Source organism: Actinomadura sp. J1-007 (assembly GCF_009793335.1).
Classification (GTDB): domain Bacteria; phylum Actinomycetota; class Actinomycetes; order Streptosporangiales; family Streptosporangiaceae; genus Spirillospora; species Spirillospora yumaensis.
In genome coordinates this window covers 1,628,430-1,652,069 of record NZ_WING01000001.1, presented here as the reverse complement: position 1 = coordinate 1,652,069, position 23,640 = coordinate 1,628,430, and the positions used below count along the sequence as shown (strand labels likewise).

Below are 23,640 nucleotides of genomic sequence, written 5' to 3'. Positions count from 1 at the left end.
CTCCGGTACGGTCCCGTCCGTCCCGCAGGCTAGGCGCAGGGGTTCTTCTGGCCCGCCTTCACCCCGCCGTCGATCTTGTTGATCGGAGGCGGGGCGAGGGTGAGGCCGTTCTTGCCGATGACCAGGCGGACGCCGCCCTTCGGCGCGTCCGGGTCGGCGGAGAGCAGGGCGGCGGGGACGGCGGGAGCGAGCGCGGACGCCTGCGCCTCGTCGGCCGGCGCGTACGTGATGCGGCTCTCCGGCGCCGCCGGCGCCTCCTCCACCTTCTTCGCGACGTCGAAGCCGCGCCGTTTCAACTGGTCGGTGATCCGCTCGACCGCCTTGTCCTTGGCGCCCGCGGCCACGACGGTCACCTTCACCTTGGCCGGTTCGAGCGCCTTCGGCTCCTGCTTCGCAGGGGCGGCGGGCTCGGCGGGCAGGTCGTTGTCGTGCCGGATCGCCTCGAATAGCGGCTTCGCCCGAGCCTGGTCCCACTGGACGCGGTTCGGGTCCGGCGCGTACCCCTCCACCGGAACGGTCACGAAGCGCACCTGCCCGGCGCTCATCCCCTTCAGCCCCTCGGCGAGTTTCCGCATCGCCGACAGGTCGAGGTCGTCGTCCGTCGTCACCGACTTGCTCGTGGCTTTCAGGAACTTGTAGAGCTTGGCGGGGTCGGACAGCACCTTTCCGCTGGTGGCCTTGTTGACGACCGAGGCCATGAACTTCTGCTGCCGTTCGATCCGTTCGAGGTCGGAGCCATCGCCGAGCGAGTAGCGGGCGCGGACGTAGCCGAGCGCGTCCTCGCCCTTGACCGACTGCTTTCCGGCCTTGAGGAACAGTTCGGCGCGCGGGTCGTTGACGGGTTTGTCGACGCAGATGTCCACGCCGCCGAGCGCGTCCACCATCCGTTTGAAACCCGAGAAGTCGACCTGGACGAAATGGTCGATGTGGATGCCGGTGAGCGACTCCAGCATCTTCCACGTGCAGGTCGGGCCCGCGTAGGCGAACGCGGCGTTCAGCATCCCGAACTGCGCCGGGACCGTTCCGCCCTTCTCCTTCTTGCACTCGGGGATCTTGACCATCGAGTCGCGCGGGAAGCTGATCCCGACGGCCTGGTCGCGGTTCGGGGAGAGGTGCAGCAGGATCGCCGTGTCGGAACGCGCTCCGCTCATCCCGGCGGACGCGCCGTATCGCGCGTTGTCGCCGTCCCGCGTGTCGGACCCGATCAGCAGGACGTTGAGCGACTTGTTCAGCTTCTTCGGACGGTTCGAGCCGAGCTGGCCGCTGGCGTCCTTGTGCTTGATGCCTCCGACGAGGTCGTAATAGAGGCCGACGGCGCCCGCAGTTCCGAGGAGGACGACGGCGGCGGCGCCCACGGCCGTCCAGCGAAGCACTTTACGGCGACGAGTGCGTGCCTTTCGCGGCTCGCCATTCTTCCCCGCCTCCCCGGATTTCTCCGGGTCTTCGGCGCCGCCCTCGTTGTTCTCCGTGCCTGCGTCGCCCTTGTTGTTCTCCGCGTCGGTCTCGTTCGGCTCGGGCTTCGCTTCGGGCGGTCCGGCCTTGCCCGCCTCGGCGCTGTCGGCGCCGGCGTCCTTCGGGGCGGGGTCCTCCGCGCGGTCGGCGCGGCCGGGGGTGTCGTCGCTCATCCGGTCCCGTCTCGGGCGGGCCCTGTCCAGGGCACGTGGTCTACGTGGTTTGTCAGTTTATGCAGGGTCTGCCGCCGGGTGATCAGGAGCAGCCGAACCCTCGGAACCCGCTGTGCGGGCATCGGCCCCCATCTTGGTGGATTTCCGTACGATCGTGGGCGTGCGAGCGGGGTGGGTGATCGGCGAGCGGTTCACCATGCTGGACCGCATCGGGACGGGCGGGACGAGCCGGGTGTGGCGCGCCTACGACCACGGGGAACGGGTGTACTGCGCGGCGAAGCTGGTGCGGCGGAACGGGCCGACGTCCGTGCAGCGAGTGGTGCGCGAACGGGCGCTCAGGCTGGCGCACCCGAACGTCCTCACGCCGTACGCGTCGTGCCTGGCAGGCGACGACGTTCTCCTCGCGATGGGGCTCGTACGGGGAGGGTCGCTGGAGACGTTGCTGGGCGATTACGGGCGGCTGCCTCCGGAGTACGCGGCGGAGGTGCTCGACCAACTGCTCGCGGCGTTGAGCCACATCCACGGCGCGGGCGTGGTGCATCGGGACGTGAAACCGGCGAATCTGCTGCTTGAGCCGAGCGCGCAAGGCGCGCCGCACGTCCGCGTGGCGGATTTCGGGATCGCGCTGGGCGAGGACAGGATGCGCCTCACGACGACCGGATTCACGGTCGGAACACCCGGATACCTGGCTCCGGAGGTGCTGGAGTGGAACCGGCCCGGCCCGCGACAGGACCTCTACGCGGCGGGCATGGTGGCCTGGCGGATGCTGACCGGCGCCGCGGACCCCGAGCCCCGGCAGCAGCTCGGAACGCCGCCGCCGGACGTTCCGCCGCCGCTGTGGCGAGTCGTCGCGCGGTTGTGCGCGGACGACCCGGAGCGGCGGCCGGCCAACGCGGACGTGGCGCGGCACGCCCTCGCCGCCTGCGGCCTGCGACTGCGCCTCCCCGCGCGCACGCTGGACGGCGAGCCGCTCCAGATCTTCGACCACCTCGGCCCCGCCCCCGCCCCGGTACCTCCGCCTCTGGTACCTCCGGCGCGTCCGGCCTGACCGTCGAGAACGTGTCGTCCGGCGCATACGGCCCGCCCGGCGCGTACGGCCCGTCCGGCACGTGCAGTCCGCCCGGCCTGAACGGGCCGCTCGGGCCGCCTGATCTGGATGGGCCGCCGGTTACTTCTGGAAGGTGATGTCGACGCGGCGGTTCTTGGCGCGGCCCTCGGGGTCGTCCTTGTCGCCCTTCTTGTTCGGCGCGACGGGTTTGGTCTCGCCGAAGCCCTCGGCCTTGACGGTGACGTTCGCGCCGTTCAGCGTGCGCAGCAGCTCGGCCTTGACGGCTTCGGCGCGCCGTTTCGACAGCCGCAGGTTGTAGCCGTCGTCGCCGACGGCGTCGGAGTGCCCGGACACCTCGACGGTGCCGGTGGCCTGCCGCAGCCTCGGCGCGAGGTCGCCGATGCGGCGCCGCGCGGCGTCGGTGAGGTCCGCCTTGCCGAAGTCGAACAGCACGTCCGCCGAGATCCGCACCGTGACCTCGGAGCCCTGCGCTTCCTCGGTCTCCAGCGGCTTGATCGAGGACGCGATGTCGATGCCGCGGACCGAGCCGGCGGCGTCCAGACCGCGGACGGCCCCGGAGGCGTCGAGGCCGCGTACGGCCGCGGTGAGATTGCCGTCTGGAACGTTCGGAGCGTTCAGGACGTTCGGGGCGCTCGGGGAAGGGGTCGGGCCCGCGGCGGACGCCGCGCAGGGCGTTCCGGCGGCGAGCGCGAGGACGGCCGCGGCGATCGTGGCGCGCCGCACCGGCCTCACCGCTCCACCGGAACGTTGCGGAACGTCGGCCACGAGCCGATCTGCACGTCCATGGCCTTCACGTTCTCCGGCGGGGCGGCGAAGGTGTAGTAGAAGTTCCCGGCCTGGTTGTTGGCGACGTGGGCGAAGATGTCGTCGGTCTGGAGCGGCTTGCCGTTGGAGTCGGACACCACGACGTAGCGCTTGAGGTTGACCGGGTCGATCAGCGAGGTGCCGAGGTTGTTGCCGCCGTTCAGGTTGTACGGGTTGGGGTTGCCGTCGCCGCCCGGCGGGATGTGCGGGGTGTACCGCACCGTCAGCGTCGCGAGCTTGCCGCGCGCCTTCAGCCCGAAGATCGCGATGTCGACCGTCGCGCCGCTGGAGATGGCGCTCGGGAACGTGCCCTGGACGACGGGCTTGCCGGCGCCGTCCACGCTGGGCTTGCCCTTCGCCACGTCGGCGCCCTCGGCGACGACGGACTTCGCCTGGCCGTGGCCTTCGGAGTCGGACCCGCCGAACACCGAGCAGCCGGTCAGGGCGCCGGTGAGCGCGAGGGCGACGGCCGCGAGCGCGGCGCGGTGGTACGTCGGGCGGTGCGTCGGGCGCGTCATGGCGTCCTCCTGGTCGGGGGGAGATCGCCGGTGTGAACCGGCGCATCGCATATGCAAACGCTGATGTCCGTGGCACGATGGAGCCACTGGCACCAACGCCTGTGCAGACGAGAAGGTAGCGTTTGCATTTGCGAATAGTCAAGGGGGTGACGGCGTGAGCGTGGCCGAGGAGACGGTCGTCCGGAACCGGGCGCTCCAGGCCGAGTGGTACGGCGAGCCGCTGGGGGAACGGGTCCGCCCCCTCCTCGAACGGCTCGGGCTCTCGCAGTCCGGCCTCGCCGGGGTGCTCGGGCTGTCGCCGCCGATGCTCTCCCAGCTCATGTCCGGCCATCGCGCGAAGATCAGCAACCCGGCCGTGCTGCACCGGCTGCTCGCCGTCGAGGAGCTCGCCGCCGCGCCCGAGTACGACGCGCTGCCCGCCGCCGAGGTGAAGGAGCGGCTGCGGCGGATCCGGGCCGAGTCGCCCACCACCACGTCCGGCCTGCGCCTCGGCACCGCCGAACGGTCCGCCGCCGCAGAACGGTCCGCCGCCGAACGGTCCGCCGCCGCGGGCGACCGTGCATCAGGCGCGGCCGACCGTTCGCCCGGCGGGGGCGAGGCGGGCGCTACGGGACGGGTGCCCGCCGGGTCGCCCGCGCGCGTGCTCCAGGCGCTGCTGCGCGAGGTCGCGTCCGCCGCCGAGATCGAGGACGCGGCGCGGCTGATCGAGGCCGGGCATCCGGGCCTCGCCGAGGTGCTGCGCGTCTACGGTACGGGCCGGACGGGCGACGCCGAGGCGCACCTCGACCGGACCCTCGGCCGTCACGGAGGGTGACGGCGGGCCGTCCGGCGGCGGCGCCCGCGGGGCCGCGAACCCCTCATGCCCGTTGGCGCTCGTCTCGATTCTGCTCTGCCATAACAACTGGTTATGGGAGAACTCTGCCTCCGGTACGGGTTTGCGGGGACAAACTCTGTGGTCAGCGTCACAGGCGCCGCCGCCTGTTATGTATGTCACAGTGCCTCCCGGGTGGCGTAGGGTCGCCTCGCTGGAAGCGCACACGAGGCGTCACCGTCCGGATGCGGCGCCCGTCTGAGGCCGGGGCGCGACGGCCGCATGAGTGCGCTCGCCCGTGGTACGGGGACCCGATGACCCGAGCTCAGGAGAGCGATCGATGAGCACTGTGGAGGCGCCCGCCAAGGCTCGCGCCCAGATCAAGGAACGCACGCTCCGCAAGGACAACTGGCGGCTGTATCCGATCACCACTTTCGTGATCTTCACGGCGTGGGTGGTGTACGCGACCGTGCGCGCGTTCTGGGGTTCGGCCTTCTACGTCCCCGAGTTCCACTACCTGACGCCGTTCTACTCGCCCTGCTTCAACGAGATCTGCAACAACGTCACGGTCGACGGGCACACGGGCGACGCGGCCGAGTTCGGCACGTTCCTGCCGTCCGGCCTGCGCGGCTGGATCCCGTTCGCGGTGATCTCGCTGCCGTTCCTGCTGCTGTTCCGCCTGACCTGCTACTACTACCGCAAGGCGTACTACCGGTCGTACTGGGCGTCGCCGCCCGCGTGCGCGGTCCAGGAGCCGCACAAGAAGTACACGGGCGAACGGCGCTTCCCCCTGATCGGCCAGAACCTGCACCGCTACTTCTGGATGGCCGCGTTCCTCATCTCCGTCGTCAACACCTGGGACGCCGTCCGCGCGTTCCACGGCAAGGACGGCGGGTTCGGCGTCGGCCTCGGCACGCTGATCCTGCTCGCCAACGTGATCCTGCTGTGGGGCTACACGCTGTCGTGCCACTCCTGCCGGCACATCGTCGGCGGCCGGCTGAAGAACTTCTCCAAGCATCCCGTCCGCTACTGGATGTGGGGGCAGGTCTCCAAGCTCAACCAGCGGCACGGCCAGTTCGCGCTCATCACGCTCGGCTCGCTCGTGGCAGCCGACCTGTACGTCGCGCTGGTCGCCAGCAACACCATCTCCGACCTGCGAATCTTCAACTAGGACCGGCGGATCATGACTGAGATCGAAAGGCACTCGTACGACGTCGTCGTGATCGGCGCGGGCGGCGCCGGACTGCGCGCGGCGATCGAGGCGCGCCTCCAGGGCAAGAGGACGGCGATCATCTCCAAGTCGCTGTTCGGCAAGGCCCACACCGTCATGGCCGAGGGCGGCGCCGCGGCCGCGATGGGGAACGTCAACCCCAACGACAACTGGCAGGTCCACTTCCGCGACACCATGCGCGGCGGGAAGTTCCTCAACAACTGGCGGATGGCGGAGCTGCACGCCAAGGAGGCCCCCGACCGGGTCTGGGAGCTGGAGCACTGGGGCGCGCTGTTCGACCGCACCAAGGACGGCAAGATCAGCCAGCGCAACTTCGGCGGGCACGAGTACCCCCGCCTCGCGCACGTCGGCGACCGCACCGGCCTGGAGCTGATCCGCACCGCCCAGCAGAAGATCGTCGCGCTCCAGCAGCAGGACCACGCGGAGACCGGCGACTACGAGTCGAACCTCAAGGTGTGGGCCGAGACGACGGTCACCCGGCTGCTGCTCGACGGCGAACGGATCTGCGGCGCGTTCGCCTACGTGCGCGAGACCGGCAGGTTCGTGGTGTTCGAGGCGCCCGCGGTGGTGCTCGCGACCGGCGGGATCGGCAAGGCGTTCAAGGTCACCTCGAACTCCTGGGAGTACACCGGCGACGGGCACTCCCTCGCCCTGCTCGCGGGCGCGACGCTGCTCAACATGGAGTTCGTCCAGTTCCACCCGACCGGGATGGTCTGGCCGCCGTCGGTGAAGGGCATCCTCGTCACCGAGTCCGTCCGCGGCGACCGGGGCGTGCTGAAGAACTCCGACGGCGAGCGCTTCATGTTCGACTACATCCCCGAGGTGTTCAAGTCCCAGTACGCGACCTCCCCGGAGGAGGGCGACCGCTGGTACGACGACCCCGACAACAACCGGCGCCCGCCCGAGCTGCTGCCCCGCGACGAGGTCGCCCGCGCGATCAACTCCGAGGTCAAGGCCGGGCGCGGCTCCCCGCACGGCGGCGTGTTCCTCACCGTCGTCGACCGGATGCCGGGCGGCGCCGCCGAGATCGTCCGGCGGCTCCCGTCGATGCACCACCAGTTCAAGGAGCTGGCCGACGTCGACATCACCACCGAGCCGATGGAGGTCGGCCCGACCTGCCACTACGTGATGGGCGGCGTGGAGGTCGACCCGGACACCGCGGCGGCGCTCGTGCCGGGGCTGTTCGCGGCGGGCGAGGTCGCGGGCGGCATGCACGGCTCCAATCGGCTCGGCGGCAACTCCCTCACCGACCTGCTGGTCTTCGGCCGCCGCGCCGGGCTCGGCGCGTCCGAGTACGTGGACGCCCTGGACGCCCGCCCGGCCGTTCCGGAGACCGAGGTCGAGGCGGCGACCGCCGAGGCCCTCGCCCGTTCGAGCGCGAGAACGGCGAGAACCCCTACGCCGTCCACGCCGAGCTCCAGCAGACGATGAACGAGCTCGTCGGCATCATCCGCAAGGAAGAGGAGCTCGAACAGGCGCTGGAGACCCTCGGCAAGATCCGCGAGCGGGTCGCGAACGTCAGCGTCGAGCCCGTCGCGGTGAACGACGGCCGCGGCTACCACCCCGGCTGGCACCTCGCGCTCGACCTGCGCAACATGCTCATCGTGTCGGAGGCGATCGCCCGCGCCGCGCTCGAACGGCAGGAGAGCCGCGGCGGCCACACCCGCGACGACTATCCGCAGATGTCGCCCGACTGGCGCAAGGTCAACCTGGTCTGCCGCCTCGCCGGCGACCCCGACTCCCCGCGGGTGGAGCTGAGGCGCCAGCCGATGGAGCCGATGCGGCCCGACCTGATCGGCCTGTTCGAGACCGACGAGCTGAAGAAGTACCTCACCGCCGAGGAACTGCCCGGCGGAGCCGGAGCGGGCGCCGCGGCCGGGGACGAGGACGCGACCGCCGAGACCGAGGAGGGCGACCGATGAGCTACGAGGCCAAGTTCCAGGTCTGGCGCGGCGACGAGGGCGAGGGCGAGCTGCGCGACTACGCCGTCGAGGTGAACGAGGGCGAGGTCGTCCTCGACATCATCCACCGCCTCCAGGCGACGCAGGCCCCCGACCTCGCCGTCCGGTGGAACTGCAAGGCCGGCAAGTGCGGCTCGTGCTCCGCCGAGATCAACGGCATGCCGCGGCTGATGTGCATGACGCGGATGTCGACGTTCGAACCGGAGGAGACCATCACGGTCACCCCGATCCGCACGTTCCCGGTGATCCGCGACCTGGTCACCGACGTGTCGTTCAACTACGAGAAGGCGCGGCAGATCCCGTCGTTCGACCCGGGCGGCGTCGAGCCCGGCGAGTTCCGCATGCAGCAGGTGGACGTCGAGCGCTCGCAGGAGTTCCGCAAGTGCATCGAGTGCTTCCTGTGCAACAACGTCTGCCACGTCATCCGCGACCACGAGGAGAACAAGCCGGGCTTCGCCGGCCCCCGCTTCCTCATGCGGATCGCCGAGCTGGAGATGCACCCGGCCGACGCCGCCGACCGCCGCGAGATCGCGCAGGAGGACCACGGCCTCGGCTTCTGCAACATCACCAAGTGCTGCACCGAGGTCTGCCCCGAGCACATCAAGATCACCGACAACGCCCTGATCCCCATGAAGGAGCGCGTCGTCGGCCGCCGCTACGACCCCGTCGTCTGGCTCGGCAGCAAGCTCGGCATCGTCAAGAAGGGCCAGGACACCCCATCCGCCTGAGAAACGTCGGATGTGGGCCCCCGCCTGGAGGACGTCGGATGTGAGCCCACCTGAGGAACGGCGCCCCTGTCGCTGGTGCGGCGGGGGCGTCGCCGTGGTCGGGGGGCGGATGACGGCGGGCGGCGTGTCCCCGTCACCGCCGCCCGCCGTACCGCCGTTCCCCAGAACGCCGTGGCCGCTGGGCGGCCTCTCGGCCGCGCACGCCGTAGTCCACGATCGCCCGGTCCCCGGCGGGCGTATAGGGAGAAGTTCACAGAACGCGTGATGCATTCGTAATTCTCGTGCGGGCCTCCATGCCGCGCGTTCCCTTTAGCGTTGAACGCATGAGCGCCCTCGAACCGGGCTCGTTCCTCTCCGAGCTCACGCCCGCGGAACGGGAGGACCTCCAGAGGAGGGGGAACGTCCGCGACTACGACCGGGGGCGGACGCTGTTCAACGAGGGGGAGGAGTCGGGCTGGGTCGCGGTCCTGCTGAAGGGGCGCGTGAAGGCGTTCTCCTACCGCGAGCAGGGCGGGGAGGCGATGCTCGCGGTCCGGGGGCCGGGCGCGCTGCTCGGGGAGGTCGCCGCGATCGACGGGCTGCCGCGGTCGGCGAGCGTGGCCGCGCTCGAACCCGCGCGGGTCCTCGCGGTGTCCTCCGGCGACTTCATGGCGTTCCTGCACGCGCACGGCCGGGTCAGCGTGCTGATCATGCAGACGCTCTGCCAGCGGTGGCGGGACGCCGACCGCAAGCGGATCGAGTTCGGCATGTTCGACGCGACCGGACGGGTCGCGCAGCGGCTCGTGGAGCTGGCCGAACGGTTCGGCGTGCGGCGCGAGGGCGAGGACAGCGTGCGGATCACCCTGCACCTGTCGCAGGAGGAGCTGGCCGGCTGGGTCGGCGCGTCGCGGGAGGCCGTGAGCAAGGCCCTGCGGACGCTGCGCAACGAGGGCTGGATCGAGACCGGCCGCCGCCGCGTGATCGTCCACGACCTCCAGGCGCTGCGCCGCCACGCCCACTGACCGCGGGGGGCGGCGACCCGGGGCCGGGGCGGGGGAGGCCCGGCCCGTACGCTGTGCAGGATGCAGTTGCAGCAGCTCGCGTACTTCGTCGCGGTGGCGGAGGTCCGGCACTTCACCCAGGCGGCGGAGATCCTCCGCGTGGCGCAGCCGTCCCTGTCCAAGCAGATCCGCGCGCTGGAGACCGAGCTCGGCGCGTCGCTGTTCAGCCGGGCGCGCGGCAACATCACGATGACCCCGGCCGGTGAGGCGCTGCTGCCGCTGGCCAAGCGCATACTGGCCGACGTCGACACCGCCCGGCTGGAGGTGCAGGAGCTCGCGGGCCTGCGGCGGGGCCGGGTACGGCTCGGCGCGACGCCGTCGCTGTGCGCGGGGCTGCTGGGGGACGTGCTGCGCCGGTTCCACGACGCCTATCCGGGCATCCGGCTCCTGGTGGAGGAGGGCGGCTCGCGCGACCTCGTCCGGGACCTGGTGCGGGGGTCGCTCGACCTCGCGCTGGTGATCCTCCCGCTGCACGGCGACCCGCCGCTCGACACGACCCCGATCCTGCGCGAGCACCTGGTGGTCGCGTCGCCGGCCGGGACGCCTGGGCGGGTACCGCGCCGTTCGCACCTGCGGATCGAGGACCTGCGCAACCGGCCGCTGGTGATGTTCCGGTCGGGCTACGACCTGCGGGAGGCGACGATCGGGGCGTGCCGCGCGGCGGGCTTCGAGCCGCGCTTCGCGGTCGAGGGCGGCGAGATGGACGCGGTGCTGCGGTTCGTGGAGGCGGGGCTCGGCATCGCGGTGGTGCCGAGCATGGTCCTCGCGGGACGGCCGGGACTGCGGGGGACGCCGCTCGTCCTGGCCGAGCAGGCCGCCGTCCACGACGTCCACGCGCGGGGCGGGCATCCGGGGCTGCTGCGGACGATCGCGCTCGCGCACCGCAAGGACGTCGACCTGACGCACGCGGCCCGCGCGTTCCAGGAGACGCTGCTCGCGTTCCTGGTCGAGGCGGGCGAGAAGGACAGCCTGCCCGCCGGGGTGGAGACGCTGGTCACGCCGTGACGCACGCGCACCGCGGAGTTGGAGCAGCCCCGCCCGGCTGAGGCCGAGCGGGGCTGGAACGGGGGGAGCGGCGGCTCCTCAGGCGGTCACTTCTTCCTGCCGCCCGCGGACGCCTTCAGGTAGTCGTGGTTCAGGCGGCCGATCACGTCGAGCGGGATCCCCTTCGGGCAGGCCACGGTGCACTCGCCGGTGTTGGTGCAGCCGCCGAAGCCCTCCTCGTCGTGGGTGTCGAGCATCCCGACGACGCGGTCCCAGCGCTCGGGCTGGCCCTGCGGCATCAGCCCGAGGTGGGTGATCTTCGCGCCGAGGAACAGCGCGGCCGAGCCGTTCGGGCAGGCCGCGACGCACGCGCCGCAGCCGATGCACTCGGCGGCCTCGAACGCGGCGTCGGCGTCCGGCTTCGGCACCGGCACCGAGTGCGCCTCGGGCGCGGTGCCGGTCGGCGCGGAGATGAACCCGCCCGAACGGATGATCCGGTCGAACGCGGAGCGGTCCACGACCAGGTCCTTGACCACCGGGAACGCCTTGGCGCGCCACGGCTCGACGTCGATGACCTCGCCGTCGCGGAACTTGCGCATGTGGAGCTGGCAGGTGGTGGTGCGCTGCTCGGGGCCGTGCGGCGTCCCGTTGATCACCAGGGAGCACATGCCGCAGATGCCCTCGCGGCAGTCGTGGTCGAACGCCACGGGGTCCTCGCCGTCGGCGATCAGCTTCTCGTTGAGGACGTCCAGCATCTCCAGGAACGAGGCGTCGGGGGAGATGTCGTCGAGCTCGTACCCGACCATGGCGCCCGAGTCCTCGGGGCCCTTCTGGCGCCAGACGCGCAGTGTGAGCTTCATGATTACTTGTACGACCTCTGAGTCGGGTGGACGTATTCGAACTCCAGGGCCTCCTTGTGGAGGACGGGCTGCTCGCCTTCCCCGGCCCACTCCCACGCGGCGGCGTAGGCGAAGTTGGCGTCGTCGCGCTTGGCCTCGCCGTCCTCGTCCTGGCTCTCGGCCCGGAAGTGGCCGCCGCAGGACTCGGTGCGGTGCAGCGCGTCGATCACCATGAGCTCGGCCAGCTCGAAGAAGTCGGCGACGCGGCCGGCCTTCTCCAGCTGCTGGTTGAGCTCCTCGCCCTTGCCGGTGACCTTGACCCGCGTCCAGAACTCCGCGCGGAGGGCCGGGATCAGCTCCAGGGCCTTGCGCAGCCCCTCCTCGGTACGTTCCATGCCGCAGTACTCCCACATGATGTGGCCGAGTTCGCGGTGGAACGAGTCGACGGAGCGGTCGCCGTCGATCGACAGGAACCGGTCGATCTGGGACCGCACCCGCTCCTCGGCCTCGGCGACCGAGGCGTCCTGGACGGGGGCGAGGTCGGTGCGGGCGATGTAGTCGCCGATGGTGTTCGGCAGGACGAAGTAGCCGTCGGCGAGGCCCTGCATCAGCGCGGACGCGCCGAGCCGGTTCGCGCCGTGGTCGGAGAAGTTCGCCTCGCCGATCACGAACAGGCCCGGGACGTTGGACTGGAGGTCGTAGTCGACCCACAGCCCGCCCATCGTGTAGTGGACGGCGGGGTAGATGCGCATCGGGACCTTGTACGGGTCCTCGCCCGTGATCCGCTCGTACATCTCGAAGAGGTTGCCGTACTTGGCCTCGACGGCCTTCAGGCCGAGCCGCTCGATCGCGTCGGCGAAGTCGAGGTAGACGCCGAGCCCGCCGGGGCCGACGCCGCGGCCCTCGTCGCAGACGTTCTTGGCGGCGCGGGAGGCGATGTCGCGGGGACCAGGTTGCCGAACGAGGGGTAGATGCGCTCCAGGTAGTAGTCGCGCTCGTCCTCGGGGATGTCGTACGGCTTGCGGGTGTCGCCGGCCTTCACCGGCACCCACACGCGGCCGTCGTTGCGCAGCGACTCCGACATCAGCGTCAGCTTCGACTGGTGGTCGCCGCTGACCGGGATGCAGGTCGGGTGGATCTGGGTGTAGCAGGGGTTGGCGAAGTACGCCCCGTGCTTGTGGGCCCGCCACGACGCGGTGACGTTCGAGCCCATCGCGTTGGTGGACAGGAAGTACACGTTGCCGTAGCCGCCGGAGGCGAGCACGACCGCGTCGGCGGTGTAGTGCTTGATCTCGCCGTTCAGCAGGTCGCGGACGACGACGCCGCGGGCCCGCCCGTCCTCCATGATCAGGTCGAGCATCTCGTGCCGCGCGTACAGCTCGACGTTGCCGAGCTCGACCTGCCGCATCAGGGCCTGGTACGCGCCGAGCAGGAGCTGCTGCCCCGTCTGGCCGCGGGCGTAGAACGTGCGGGAGACCTGGGTGCCGCCGAACGAGCGGTTGTCGAGCAGGCCGCCGTACTCGCGGGCGAACGGGACGCCCTGCGCGACGCACTGGTCGATGATCTGGGTGGAGATCTCGGCGAGGCGGTGCACGTTCGACTCGCGGGCGCGGAAGTCGCCGCCCTTCACCGTGTCGTAGAACAGGCGGTACACGCTGTCGCCGTCGTTGCGGTAGTTCTTGGCGGCGTTGATGCCGCCCTGCGCGGCGATCGAGTGGGCGCGGCGCGGGCTGTCCTGGAAGCAGAACTGCTGGACGTGGTAGCCGGCCTCGCCGAGCGTCGCGCCGGCCGAGCCGCCCGCCAGGCCGGTCCCGATGATGATGATCTTCTTCTTGCGCTTGTTGGCCGGGTTGACGAGCTTGGCCTCGAACTTGCGCGTGGTCCAGCGGTCCTCGATCGGTCCCTTGGGGGCCTTCTCGTCGGCGATCGGCTCGCCGGACTTGTAGAAGCTGTCGCTCATGTTCAGCTCACCCATCCGAAGGTGATGGAGACGGGCACGGAGATGAAGCCCGCGGTGATGACCACGGCGACCGCCAGGGCCAGCCCCCGCAGGAGGCCCTCGCTGCGCTTGCTGCGCAGGCCGAGCGTCTGGAACGCGCTCCAGATGCCGTGGTGCAGGTGCAGGCCGACCAGCAGCAGCGCCACGACGTACCAGACCGTGATGTACCAGCGGGACGGGTCGAAGTCGGCGACCATCCGGTCGTACGGGCTGGCGTCCGAGCCCTTCGGGTTCACCACGTAGAACGTCAGGTCCAGCAGGTGCCAGACCACGTAGAGCGCGATGATGATCCCGCCGTACCGCATGGTGTGCGTGGCGTAGCCCTGCGCGTGCGACTTCTTCTTCGACTGGTACTTCACCGGCCGCGCGGCGCGGGCCCGGCGGGCCAGCGACACCGCCGACCACATGTGCAGGACGACCGAGACGCCCAGCACGACCTCGATGACCGTCAGCACCGTCCGGTACGGCACCGCGGGCTCGCCCATCGTGCGCAGCCAGTGCGCGTAGTGGTTGAAGTCGTCCTCGCCGAGGAAGATCTTCAGGTTCCCGATCATGTGCGCGACCAGGTACAGCACGAGGATGCCGCCGGTCACGGCCATGACGGCCTTCTTGCCGACGGTCGATCGGTAGATCGCAGGTATCGCTATAGCCACATCGCGGACCGTACGTCCGCCTGGGACGAGAGCGCCAAGTCATGGCGGCACTCGTTGCGATAGCCGCAGGCTATGAACCGTGCAGCGGGGCCCTTTGCGTCCGACGAGTCAGGGGCTGGAGGTGAGGGAGTTCACAGCATGATCGGGAACTCGCGCTTCGGGTGATCCAGGGCACAGGACCGGGTCAGGAACGCCCGGTCAGGGCCCTTCCAGAAGTCTCCCATCCATCCCCGCCGACCCCGATCCGGGGTGGGCGCAGAGACCCCGGAACGGAGCGTCAGACCTCCGCCGGGCGCCGGGAGAGCAGGACCACCGCGAGGTCGTCGGTGAGCGCGTCGCCGTTGAGGTGCTCGACCTCGGTGACCAGGTCGTCGATCAGGGCGCGCCCGGCGGTGCCGCGGGCGCGCGCCCGCCGCGCCAGCCCGACCAGGCCGTCGGTGCCGAGGCGGGCCGAGCCCGCGCCGATGCGGCCCTCGATCAGCCCGTCGGTGTAGAGCATCAGGCCCCACGACTCGCCGAGGTCGATCTCGGTGGTCGGCCACTCGGCGCCGGGAACGAGCCCGAGCGCGGGCCCGTGCGCGTACTCGGGGAGCGCGTTCACCTGCCGGCCGTCCGGCCCGTCGCCCTCGCGGAACAGCAGCGGCGCGGGGTGCCCGGCCAGGTGCATCCGCGCCGTCCGCATGGACGGCGCGATGGTGATCATGCAGAGCGTGGTGAAGATCTCCTCGCTGCGCCGCTCGTGCCCGAGCACGGTGTCCAGGGTGCCGAGGAGCTGCTCGCCGGTGTGCCCGGCCAGCACCAGCGTGCGCCACGCCATGCGGAGCTGGACGCCGAGCGCGGCCTCGTCCGGCCCGTGCCCGGACACGTCGCCGATCATCATGTGGACCGCGCCGCCCTCGGTCTGCACGGTGTCGTAGAAGTCGCCGCCGAGCAGCGCCCGCCGCCGTCCGGGCCGGTAGCGGGCGTCGTGCCGCAGCGTCGGGTCGTCGATGATCGGGACGGGCAGCAGGCCGCGTTCGAGCCGGGCGTTCTCGCGGCCGAGGATGCGGGCCTCGACGAGGCGGCGCTCGGTCTCCTCGGCGTGCTTGCGCTCGATCGCGTAGCGGATGGCGCGGGCCAGCAGCGGCCCGTCCACCTCCTGCTTGACCAGGTAGTCCTCGGCGCCGAGCGCGACCGCCCGCACCCCGAGCTGGGTGTCGTCCAGGCCGGTCAGGACGATCACCGCGGCCCGCCCGGACATGGCGAGGACCTCGCGCAGCCCGGCGAGCCGGTCGGCCTCGGGCGCCGAGAGGTCGACGATGATGCACTGGGTACGGCGCGTCAGCCTCCGCCGCGCGGCGTCCAGCCCCTCCGCGACGGTCATCGCGATGTCCAGGCCGCTGTCGGCGAGCATCTTCTCGACGAGGAACACGTCGGACGGGTCGTCGTCGATGAGGAGCAGGTCGATCCTGTCCTCGACCGCATGGGAGAGGGCGTTGGTCTGGTAACTGGTAGCGCTCACAAAGCTTCCGGACTGTCGGCTGGGTGGCGGCACTGGCAACGACCGTGCCGTCCCGGGTATTCCCGCGCGAACGCGGGGCGGAAAGGCCGGACCGCGCCGGGGCAGCGGCATCTGCCTAGCCGCCTGGGTCCCGGCTCCTGGAGCATCGGAACTTCGCTCCGTACGCTCCCGACCCTAGCGCCTCCGATCGCGGTCACGCATCCCCGCGATCATCCTCTGAGCGGGTCGGGAGGGTGCGTCCAGCGGCCGTCCAGGTTGCGCGACGGGGGTCCGGAACGTTCCCGGCCCGCGCTCGGCGGGCCGCCGCCCGGCCAAGATCACCGCTTCGGCGCGGGCGGGCGCGCCGCGAAAAATCGGTCGAGATTCTCAGCGGCGCCTGCATAACCTTCGGCCGTGAAGTCGCTGCCGGTCAAAGATCCCGGGAGGCCGGACCATCGATCCCCGACACGGTACCTGGCCTGGCTGACGCGCGCCCAGGCGCGCAGCGTCGCGGCCGGCGCCGGCCTCGGCGTGCTCTGGATGCTCAGCCAGGCGCTGATGCCCGCCGTGATCGGCCGCGCCATCGACCAGGGGGTGGCGGCCAAGGACACCGGCGCGCTCGCCGCCTGGTCCGCGGTGCTGCTCGGCCTCGGCGCGGTGCAGACGGTGAGCGGCGTGACGCGGCACCGGCTCGCCGTCTACAACTGGCTGTCCGCCGCGTACCGCACCGTGCAGGTCGTCACCCGGCAGTCCACCCGCCTCGGCGGGACGCTGCCGAAGCGGCTGAGCGCGGGCGAGGTGGTCAGCGTCGGGATCTCCGACGTCGCCCACATCGGCGACGCCCTCGACATCGTCTCGCGCGGGTCGGGCGCGGTCGTCGCCGTCGTGGCCGTCGCGGGGATCATGCTCTACACCTCGCCGCAGCTCGGCCTGGTCGTGCTGGTCGGCGTCCCGCTGATCCTGCTGGCCGCCGCCCCGCTGCTGCGCCCGTACCACCGGCGCGAGGAGCGCCACCGCGAGCTGGTCGGCGAGCTCAACACGCACGCGACCGACCTGGTCACCGGGCTGCGGGTGCTGCGCGGCGTCGGCGGCGAGCGGCTGTTCGCCGACCGCTACCGGGCCGAGTCGCAGCGGGTGCGGCGCGCGGGCGTCGCGACCGCGCGGGCCGAGTCGCTGCTGAGCGGCGCCGAGGTGCTGCTGCCCGGCCTGCTGGTCGCCGTGGTGACGTGGGTCGGGGCGCGGTTCGCGGCGGACGGCGCGATCACGGTCGGCCAGCTCGTGTCGTTCTACGCGTACGCGGTGTTCCTGATCGGCCCGCTGAAGACGTTCGGGGAGGCCGCCGGGAAGATCACCAAGGCGCACGTGTCGGCGGGCCGGGTGGTGCGGCTGCTGGACATCGAGCCCGAGCTGCCCGAGACCGGCACGGCCCGTCCGGATGGCCCCGCGCCGCTCGTGGACCTGGAGTCCGGGCTGGTCGTACGGCCCGGACGGCTCACCGCGATCGCCGCCGCCGACCCGCGCGACGCCCAGGCGATCGCCGACCGGCTCGGCCGCTACGCCGACGGTGACGTCGACTTCGGCGGCGTGCCCCTGCGCGACGTCGCGGACGTGCGGCGCAGGGTGCTCGTCGCGGTCAACGAGGACCGGCTGTTCTCCGGCCCGCTCACCGCGTCGCTCGCGCCGCCGGGCGGGGCCGACGGCGAGACCATGGCCGGCGCGCTCCGCACGGCGTGCGCCGAGGACATCGTCGCCTCCGTCGGCGCGGACGCCCACGTCGCCGAGGCGGGCCGCGAGTTCTCCGGCGGGCAGCGGCAGCGGCTGCGCCTCGCGCGGGCCCTCGCCGCCGACCCGGAGGTGCTGGTCCTGGTCGAGCCGACGAGCGCGGTGGACGCGCACACCGAGGCCCGCATCGCGGGCCGGCTCGGGCCCGCCAGGCGGGGCCGGACGACGGTGGTCTGCACGACCAGCCCGCTCGTCCTCGACCGCGCCGACCACGTCGCGTTCGTGGCGGACGGCCGGGTCGTCGCCGAGGGCGCGCACCGCGACCTGCTGGACGCCGAGTCCCGCTACGCGGCGGTCGTCACCCGCGGCGAGGCGGCGGCCCAGCCCTGACGGCGTCCCGGCCCCGGCGGCGCCACCGCCCACCGCGCGACCGGCACGACCGCACGCACGAACGCACGAACACACGAACGAACCGTACGACCGGGTACGGCCGGATGGCCGGATGGCCGGATGGCCGGCATGACGAGGTGGGGGAGCAGTGAGCACGGAGATCCTGCCGGTGGCGTCGGCCGCGCAGGTGCGCGCCTACGCGCGGCGGCTGACGCTGCGGCATCCGCGCGCCCTCGCGGGGGCGCTCGGGCTGCACGCGATGGCGGCCCTGACCGGCCTCGTCACGCCGCGCCTGCTCGGCGACCTGGTCGAGGGCGTCCGCGACGGCACCGCGCACATCGACTCGGTCGGCCTCGCCATCGCCGCGTTCGTGATCGCGCAGGGCGTGCTGACCCGCTACGCCTACTACCTGTCGGCGCGGCTCGGCGAGCGCGTCCTCGCCGAGCTGCGCGAGGAGTTCGTCGAACGGGTCCTCGCGCTGCCGCTGTCCACCGTCGAGCGGGCGGGCACCGGCGACCTCGTCGCGCGGACGTCCCGCGACGTGGACATGCTGGCCACCTCCGTCCGGTACGCGGTGCCCGAGACGCTGATCGCGTTCGTCGTCACCGGGTTCACCGTCGGCGCGCTCGTGGTGACCGGGCCGCTCGTCGCGCTGCCGTGCCTGGTCGCCGTACCGCTGCTGTGGGGCGTGATGCGCTGGTACCTGCGCCGCGCCCGCGACGGCTACCTGCGCGAGAACGCGGCGTGGGCCGAGCTCACCGACGGCCTCGCCGAGACCGTGGGCGGCGCCCGCACCGTCGAGGCGTTCGGGCTCGCGGAGCGGCGGCACCGGCGCGGCGACCGGGACATCGCGGGCAGCTACGCCGCCGAGCGCTACACGCTCGGCCTGCGCACGGTGCTGTACCCGGTGATCGAGATCAGCTTCGTGCTGCCGGTCGCGGCGACGCTGCTCGCGGGCGGGTTCCTCTACGCCCACGGCATGGCCTCGCTGGCGCAGGTGACCGCCGCCACGCTGTACGTCCAGCAGCTCATCGGCCCGGTCGAGATGCTGCTGAGCTGGCTGGACGAGCTCCAGCTCGGCGGCGCGTCGCTCGCCCGCCTGCTCGGCGTCGGCGAGGTCCCGCCCGATCGCGCGCCGAACGGCCGCCGTCCCGAGGGCGAACGGCTCACCGCCCGCGGCGTCCGCTACGCGTACCGTCCGGGCAAGGACGTCCTGCACGGCGTGGACCTCGACCTGCGGCCCGGCGAGCGGCTCGCCGTGGTCGGGCCGAGCGGCGCCGGGAAGTCCACCCTCGGCCGCCTGCTCGCCGGGGTGGACGGCCCCGGCTCGGGCGAGATCACGGTCGGCGAGGGCGACGGCCGCGTGCCGCTGGTCGGGCTGCCGCTGGACGAGCTGCGCGGCCACGTCGCCCTGGTCACCCAGGAGCACCACGTGTTCCGGGGGACGCTCCGCGACAACCTCGTGATGGCCCGCGCCGGCGCGTCCGACGAAACGATCGCCGCCGTGCTGGAGGCCGTCGACTGGGACGGCCCCGGGCTGGACGCGGTCGTCGGCTCGGGCGGCGAGACGCTGTCGCCCGCGCAGGCGCAGCAGCTCGCGCTGGCCCGGCTCGTCCTCGCCGACCCGCACACCCTCGTCCTGGACGAGGCGACGTCGCTGCTCGACCCGCGCGCCGCGCGCCGCCTCGAACGGTCCCTGGCCGCCGCCCTGGACGGCCGCACGGTCGTGGCGATCGCGCACCGCCTGCACACCGCGCACGACGCCGACCGCGTCGCCGTGGTCGAGGACGGCCGCATCACCGAGCTCGGCACCCACGACGAGCTGATCGCCGCGGACGGCTCGTACGCCGCCCTCTGGTCGTCCTGGCACGGCTCCGGCGCCCCGGCCCAGGCCGACCGCTGAACGCCCCGGCCGCGAGTCGGCCCCGGCCCCGGCCGCACGTTCGCGGCCGGGGCCAGGGGCGCGGGGGCGCGGGGGCGCGCCTCAGCGGTCGGTGAGGTTGGCCTTGAGGAAGTCGACCTGGAGGACGAGGAGGTTCTCGGCGACGACCTCCTGCGGCGTCATGTGGGTGACGCCGGAGAGCGGCAGCACGGTGTGCGGGCGCCCCTGCGCCACCAGCGCGGACGAGAACCGCAGGGTGTGGGCCGCCACCACGTTGTCGTCGGCGAGGCCGTGGATCAGCAGCAGCGGGCGTTCCAGCCGTCCGGCCAGGCCGATGAGCGAGTTGGCGTCATAGACCTCCGGCTCCTCGTCGGGGTGGCCGAGGTAGCGCTCGGTGTAGTGGGTGTCGTACAGCCGCCAGTCCGTCGGCGGGGCGCCCGCGACGCCCGCGTGGAACACGTCCGGGCGGCACAGCACGGCGAGGGCGGCGAGCCAGCCGCCGAACGACCAGCCGCGGATGCCGACCCGGTCGAGGTCGAGCGCCGCCGGGTGCAGGCGCGCCGCCTCCATCAGCGCGGTGATCTGGTCCTGGAGGACGGGCTCGACGAAGTCGCGGTGCACGGCCCGCTCCCACGCGGGGCCCCGGCCGGGCGTGCCGCGGCCGTCGCCGATCACGACGGCGAACCCCTGGTCGGCGAGCCACTGCGCCTCGCAGTAGGCGCGCTGGACGGCCAGGACCCGCTGGGCGCCCGGCCCCCGTACGGGTCGAGCAGCACGGGCAGCCGGCCGTCGCCGGGCTCCCAGCCGGTGGGCAGCACCACGGCGGTGCGGATCTCGCGGTCCCCGGCGTTCAGCAGCTCCACCCGCGGCGTGATCACGGGCGTCTCGGCGAGGGAGGCGACCGGGTGGACGCCGGACGGCGCGCGCACCTCGGCGGCGGCGCCCGCGCTGTCGAGCCGGGAGCCGGTGATCACGGTGACGTCGCCGGACCGTACGCCGCCGAACACCCCGCGCCCCTCGGTGAGGCGGGTGAGGCCCTCCGGCGAGTGGTGCCAGACGTGCACCTCGGTCGGCTCCTCCGACGCGGTGAACAGGATCGCGTCGCCCTCCACGCCGAGCACCGAACGGACCTGGAGGCCGCCCGGGGTGACGGGCTCCCCGCCGACGGTGATCCGGCGGGTGTCGGTCTCGCGGTCCTCGACGAACCAGACCAGGTCGCCCTTGGCGGTACGGGCCGGGAGGCCGGGGACGATCTCCGACCACACCGCGTCGTGCGCGTTGTGCAGCAGGGCCGTCTCGCCGTTGGACGGGTCGACCTTGAGGACGCGCTGGGAGCGCTGGTCGCGGGACTGGACGACGATCAGCAGGCCGTGCTTGTCCCACACGGCGGTCACCACGTACGGGAACTCCCCCTTGTCCCAGGCGATCGCGGTGCGGCGGCCGTCCACCTTGAGCAGGACGAGCGACACGATCGCGTTGGGCGTCCCGGCGGCGGGGTAGGCGACCTCGGCCGGGGTGCGGTCGGGGTTGGCGGGGTCGGCGATGTGCCAGCGCAGCACGGGCGTCTCGTCCACCCGGGCGGCGAGCAGCGTGCCGCCGTCCGGCGACCACCAGTGGCCGCGCATCCGGCCCATCTCCTCGGCCGCGATGAACTCGGCGAGGCCGTAGGAGATCTGCTCGGTCTCGGGCTGGACGAGCGCCCGGTCGTCCGCGCCGTCCGGCAGGTCGATCACGCGGAGCGTCCGGCCCGACACGTACGCGACGCGGCGTCCCGCGGGTCGAGGCGCGGGTCGAAGACGGGCGCCCGCGCGGGCAGGTCGCGGACGCGCCCGGTCTCCAGGTCGGCGACGTACAGCCGCCCGCCGAGGGTGAACGCGGCGTTGCGCAGGTCGCGGTCCCCGGCGTAGCCGACGATGCCGCCGGCCTGCTCGCGGGCCCGCTCGCGGCGGGCGCGCTCCTCGGCGGGCAGGTTCTCCTCGCCGGGCACGTCCAGCGCCCCGGGGTCGGCGACGAGGCGCTCCTCGCCGGTCGCCGGGTCCAGCGTCCACAGGCAGGTGACCGGGTCGTCGCCCGCCTTGGTGCGCAGGAAGGCCACCCGCGAGCCGTCGGGCGCGATCTGGAAGGCGCGCGGGACGCCAAGGGTGAACCGGCGGGTACGGGCGCTCTGCCGCGGATAGCTGATGCTCATGGAAGCCGAGTCTGCCAGGGGTGGGCCTATGCTTCCCGTTCGTGCGCGCGGCTTCGGGGAAGGTGTCGCGGCCGGGACGCGCCGGTCGGGCTCTTGATCGACCGGATCGCCTCCGGGGCCGGGAACGGCCGGTGATCGGGTGCGCGCTCGCGTAAGCTCAAAGCTTCCCCAAGACTTGTCGCCGCGCTAAGGAGTGTCCATGCCGGAGCTGCAGCCGGGAGATCCCCGGCGGCTGGGGTCGTACGAGATCCTCGAACGGCTCGGTGAGGGCGGCCAGGGCGTCGTCTACCTGGGCGTGGACGCCTCCGGGAACCAGGCCGCGATCAAGCTGCTGCGGGCCGACCTCGCGGGGGACGCCTCGGCGCGCAACCGGTTCGTCCGCGAGGCGCAGGCGGCCAAGCAGGTCGCGCGGTTCTGCACGGCGCAGGTGCTGGAGGCCGACGTCGCCGGCGACCAGCCGTACATCGCGAGCGAGTACGTCCCGGGGCCGTCGCTGTACCGGCAGGTCACCGAGCAGGGGCCGATCACCGGGGCGACGCTGGACCGGCTCGCGATCGGCTCGCTGACCGCGCTGGTCGCGATCCACCGGGCCGGGATCGTGCACCGCGACTTCAAGCCGCACAACGTGATCATGGCGCCGGACGGGCCGCGGGTGATCGACTTCGGCATCGCGCGGGCCCTGGACACCGGGCAGACGGCGGCGACCAAGGCGATCGGCACCCCCTCGTACATGGCGCCCGAGCAGGTCGCGGGCGCGACGCTCACCGAGGCCGTGGACGTGTGGGCGTGGGCGACCACGATGGTGTTCGCGGCGACGGGCCGCCCGCCGTTCGGCGACGACACCGTGGTCGCGGTGATCAACCGGGTGATGCACGAGCCGCCGACGCTCCAGGGCGTCCCGGAGAACATGCAGCGGCTGATCGCGGCGTGCCTGGTCAAGGAGCCGGAGCGGCGGCCGAAGGCCGAGCAGCTCATGAGCGCGATGATGGGCGGCGGCACGGGCCAGGCGGCGCAGACCCGCATGGACGACCCGGCGCAGGCGACCGCGCTGCTGTCGCAGGGCGAGCACATGGCGCACGGCACCCAGGCGATGCCCGCGCACGGCACGCAGCCGGTCGGGGCGACGCGCCGGGTGTCGCCCGCGCAGTACGAGGGGGCGCTGCCGCCCGCGCCCGGCTACGCCGACCAGAGGCGCGGCGGCGGTGGCGGCGGCCACCGGGGGTACGAGCCGGAGCGCAAGTCCAAGTGGCCGATCTTCGCGGCGATCGCGGCGATCGCCGTGCTGGCGCTCGTGGTCGGGATCGCGATGGCCAACACGGGCGGCGACTCGCCGAACGCGCCGACCACGCCCACCACGAGCGAGTCCGACAGCGAGAGCCCGACCGACACGCCCTCGACCTCGGAGGAGGAGCCCTCCAACGAGCCGCCGAGCATCCCGACGCGGACCCGCACACCGCGGTCCGAGCGGCCGGAGCCCCCGCCGTCGACCAGGCACACGCCCCCGCCGACCAAGGACACCCCGTCCGGCGACCCGGGCTCCAGCCCGCCCGACACCGGCGGCGGCGGCAACAACGGCGGCGGCAACAACGGCGGCGGTGGCGGCGGCAACGGCGGAGGCGGCCAGCGCCCCGAGGACTGACCGACGGTTCGCTCGGCGGGACGGGGGGGCAGGGCGGCCAACCGTCGCGGTCCGGTCCGTTAGTAGGCTCGCTGTCT

At 72.6% G+C, this 23,640-nt stretch carries 15 protein-coding genes and 3 pseudogenes; 10 read left to right on the top strand and 8 right to left on the bottom strand.

Going from position 1 to position 23,640, the window contains the following annotated elements:
* Positions 1–29 precede the first annotated feature (29 nt).
* The gene (locus tag GEV43_RS07455; protein ID WP_160820047.1) at positions 30–1,625 is read right to left on the bottom strand and encodes an LCP family protein; all 1,596 of its coding nucleotides are present in this window, start codon (positions 1,623–1,625) and stop codon (positions 30–32) included.
* Between the two features lie 160 nt (positions 1,626–1,785).
* Between GEV43_RS07455 and GEV43_RS07450 the strand changes: the two genes are divergently transcribed.
* The gene (locus GEV43_RS07450) at positions 1,786–2,673 is read left to right on the top strand and encodes a serine/threonine-protein kinase (RefSeq protein ID WP_160820046.1); all 888 of its coding nucleotides are present in this window, start codon (positions 1,786–1,788) and stop codon (positions 2,671–2,673) included.
* 120 nt (positions 2,674–2,793) lie between these two features.
* Here GEV43_RS07450 and GEV43_RS54650 read toward each other — a convergent pair whose 3' ends face one another.
* The gene (locus GEV43_RS54650) at positions 2,794–3,426 is read right to left on the bottom strand and encodes an OmpA family protein (RefSeq protein WP_160820045.1); all 633 of its coding nucleotides are present in this window, start codon (positions 3,424–3,426) and stop codon (positions 2,794–2,796) included.
* Complete coding sequence (locus tag GEV43_RS07440) at positions 3,423–4,016, bottom strand: hypothetical protein (protein ID WP_160820044.1); 594 nt, start codon at positions 4,014–4,016, stop codon at positions 3,423–3,425. The genes GEV43_RS54650 and GEV43_RS07440 overlap by 4 nt, the downstream gene beginning before the upstream one ends.
* Positions 4,017–4,170: 154 nt before the next feature.
* Here GEV43_RS07440 and GEV43_RS07435 point away from each other — a divergent pair, with 154 nt between their 5' ends.
* From GEV43_RS07435 to GEV43_RS07410, 6 genes and pseudogenes are all read left to right on the top strand, one after another.
* On the top strand, positions 4,171–4,830 hold the full coding sequence (locus tag GEV43_RS07435) for a helix-turn-helix transcriptional regulator (protein WP_160820043.1): 660 nt from the start codon (positions 4,171–4,173) through the stop codon (positions 4,828–4,830).
* A 337-nt stretch (positions 4,831–5,167) separates the two neighbouring features.
* Positions 5,168–5,998, top strand: coding sequence for a hypothetical protein (locus GEV43_RS07430; RefSeq protein WP_160820042.1), 831 nt, complete (start codon positions 5,168–5,170; stop codon positions 5,996–5,998).
* 12 nt (positions 5,999–6,010) lie between these two features.
* Positions 6,011–7,980, top strand: a pseudogene (locus GEV43_RS07425) (fumarate reductase/succinate dehydrogenase flavoprotein subunit).
* Positions 7,977–8,747 (top strand): succinate dehydrogenase/fumarate reductase iron-sulfur subunit, encoded by a 771-nt coding sequence (locus GEV43_RS07420; RefSeq protein ID WP_160820041.1) that lies wholly within the window; start codon positions 7,977–7,979, stop codon positions 8,745–8,747. The pseudogene GEV43_RS07425 and the gene GEV43_RS07420 overlap by 4 nt, the downstream one beginning before the upstream one ends.
* Positions 8,748–9,070: 323 nt before the next feature.
* The gene (locus GEV43_RS07415; RefSeq protein ID WP_160820040.1) at positions 9,071–9,748 is read left to right on the top strand and encodes a Crp/Fnr family transcriptional regulator; all 678 of its coding nucleotides are present in this window, start codon (positions 9,071–9,073) and stop codon (positions 9,746–9,748) included.
* Between the two features lie 60 nt (positions 9,749–9,808).
* A complete protein-coding gene (locus tag GEV43_RS07410; protein WP_160820039.1) occupies positions 9,809–10,792 on the top strand; it encodes a LysR family transcriptional regulator in 984 nt (327 codons plus the stop codon).
* A gap of 86 nt (positions 10,793–10,878) precedes the next feature.
* Here GEV43_RS07410 and GEV43_RS07405 read toward each other — a convergent pair whose 3' ends face one another.
* From GEV43_RS07405 to GEV43_RS07390, 4 genes and pseudogenes are all read right to left on the bottom strand, one after another.
* Positions 10,879–11,631, bottom strand: a complete 753-nt coding sequence (locus tag GEV43_RS07405) for a succinate dehydrogenase/fumarate reductase iron-sulfur subunit (RefSeq protein WP_160820038.1) — start codon at positions 11,629–11,631, stop codon at positions 10,879–10,881.
* A gap of 2 nt (positions 11,632–11,633) precedes the next feature.
* Positions 11,634–13,570 (bottom strand): annotated as a pseudogene (locus tag GEV43_RS07400) (fumarate reductase/succinate dehydrogenase flavoprotein subunit).
* Positions 13,571–13,572: 2 nt separating this feature from the next.
* Positions 13,573–14,262, bottom strand: coding sequence for a succinate dehydrogenase cytochrome b subunit (locus GEV43_RS07395; protein ID WP_160820037.1), 690 nt, complete (start codon positions 14,260–14,262; stop codon positions 13,573–13,575).
* A 277-nt stretch (positions 14,263–14,539) separates the two neighbouring features.
* A complete protein-coding gene (locus GEV43_RS07390) occupies positions 14,540–15,763 on the bottom strand; it encodes a SpoIIE family protein phosphatase (RefSeq protein WP_309239508.1) in 1,224 nt (407 codons plus the stop codon).
* A 393-nt stretch (positions 15,764–16,156) separates the two neighbouring features.
* On the opposite strand from GEV43_RS07390, the gene GEV43_RS07385 reads away from it, so the two are divergent.
* The gene (locus tag GEV43_RS07385) at positions 16,157–17,854 is read left to right on the top strand and encodes an ABC transporter ATP-binding protein (RefSeq protein ID WP_160820035.1); all 1,698 of its coding nucleotides are present in this window, start codon (positions 16,157–16,159) and stop codon (positions 17,852–17,854) included.
* A gap of 148 nt (positions 17,855–18,002) precedes the next feature.
* Positions 18,003–19,757: an ABC transporter ATP-binding protein gene (locus GEV43_RS07380; protein ID WP_160820034.1), complete on the top strand. Its 1,755-nt coding sequence runs from the start codon at positions 18,003–18,005 to the stop codon at positions 19,755–19,757.
* 81 nt (positions 19,758–19,838) lie between these two features.
* On the opposite strand, the pseudogene GEV43_RS07375 reads toward GEV43_RS07380, so the two are convergent.
* A pseudogene (locus GEV43_RS07375) lies at positions 19,839–21,924 on the bottom strand (prolyl oligopeptidase family serine peptidase).
* A gap of 199 nt (positions 21,925–22,123) precedes the next feature.
* On the opposite strand from GEV43_RS07375, the gene GEV43_RS07370 reads away from it, so the two are divergent.
* Positions 22,124–23,563, top strand: a complete 1,440-nt coding sequence (locus GEV43_RS07370) for a serine/threonine-protein kinase (protein WP_160820033.1) — start codon at positions 22,124–22,126, stop codon at positions 23,561–23,563.
* The last annotated feature ends 77 nt before the right edge of the window (positions 23,564–23,640 follow it).

Excerpts from the sequence above, each read along its gene's own strand:
- GEV43_RS07455 (WP_160820047.1), bottom strand. The coding sequence starts at position 1,625 with ATGAGCGACGACACCCCCGGCCGCGCCGACCGCGCGGAGGACCCCGCC.
- GEV43_RS07440 (WP_160820044.1), bottom strand. The coding sequence starts at position 4,016 with ATGACGCGCCCGACGCACCGCCCGACGTACCACCGCGCCGCGCTCGCG.
- GEV43_RS07430 (WP_160820042.1), top strand. The coding sequence starts at position 5,168 with ATGAGCACTGTGGAGGCGCCCGCCAAGGCTCGCGCCCAGATCAAGGAA.
- GEV43_RS07420 (WP_160820041.1), top strand. The coding sequence starts at position 7,977 with ATGAGCTACGAGGCCAAGTTCCAGGTCTGGCGCGGCGACGAGGGCGAG.
- GEV43_RS07415 (WP_160820040.1), top strand. The coding sequence starts at position 9,071 with ATGAGCGCCCTCGAACCGGGCTCGTTCCTCTCCGAGCTCACGCCCGCG.
- GEV43_RS07410 (WP_160820039.1), top strand. The coding sequence starts at position 9,809 with ATGCAGTTGCAGCAGCTCGCGTACTTCGTCGCGGTGGCGGAGGTCCGG.
- GEV43_RS07405 (WP_160820038.1), bottom strand. The coding sequence starts at position 11,631 with ATGAAGCTCACACTGCGCGTCTGGCGCCAGAAGGGCCCCGAGGACTCG.
- GEV43_RS07370 (WP_160820033.1), top strand. The coding sequence starts at position 22,124 with ATGCCGGAGCTGCAGCCGGGAGATCCCCGGCGGCTGGGGTCGTACGAG.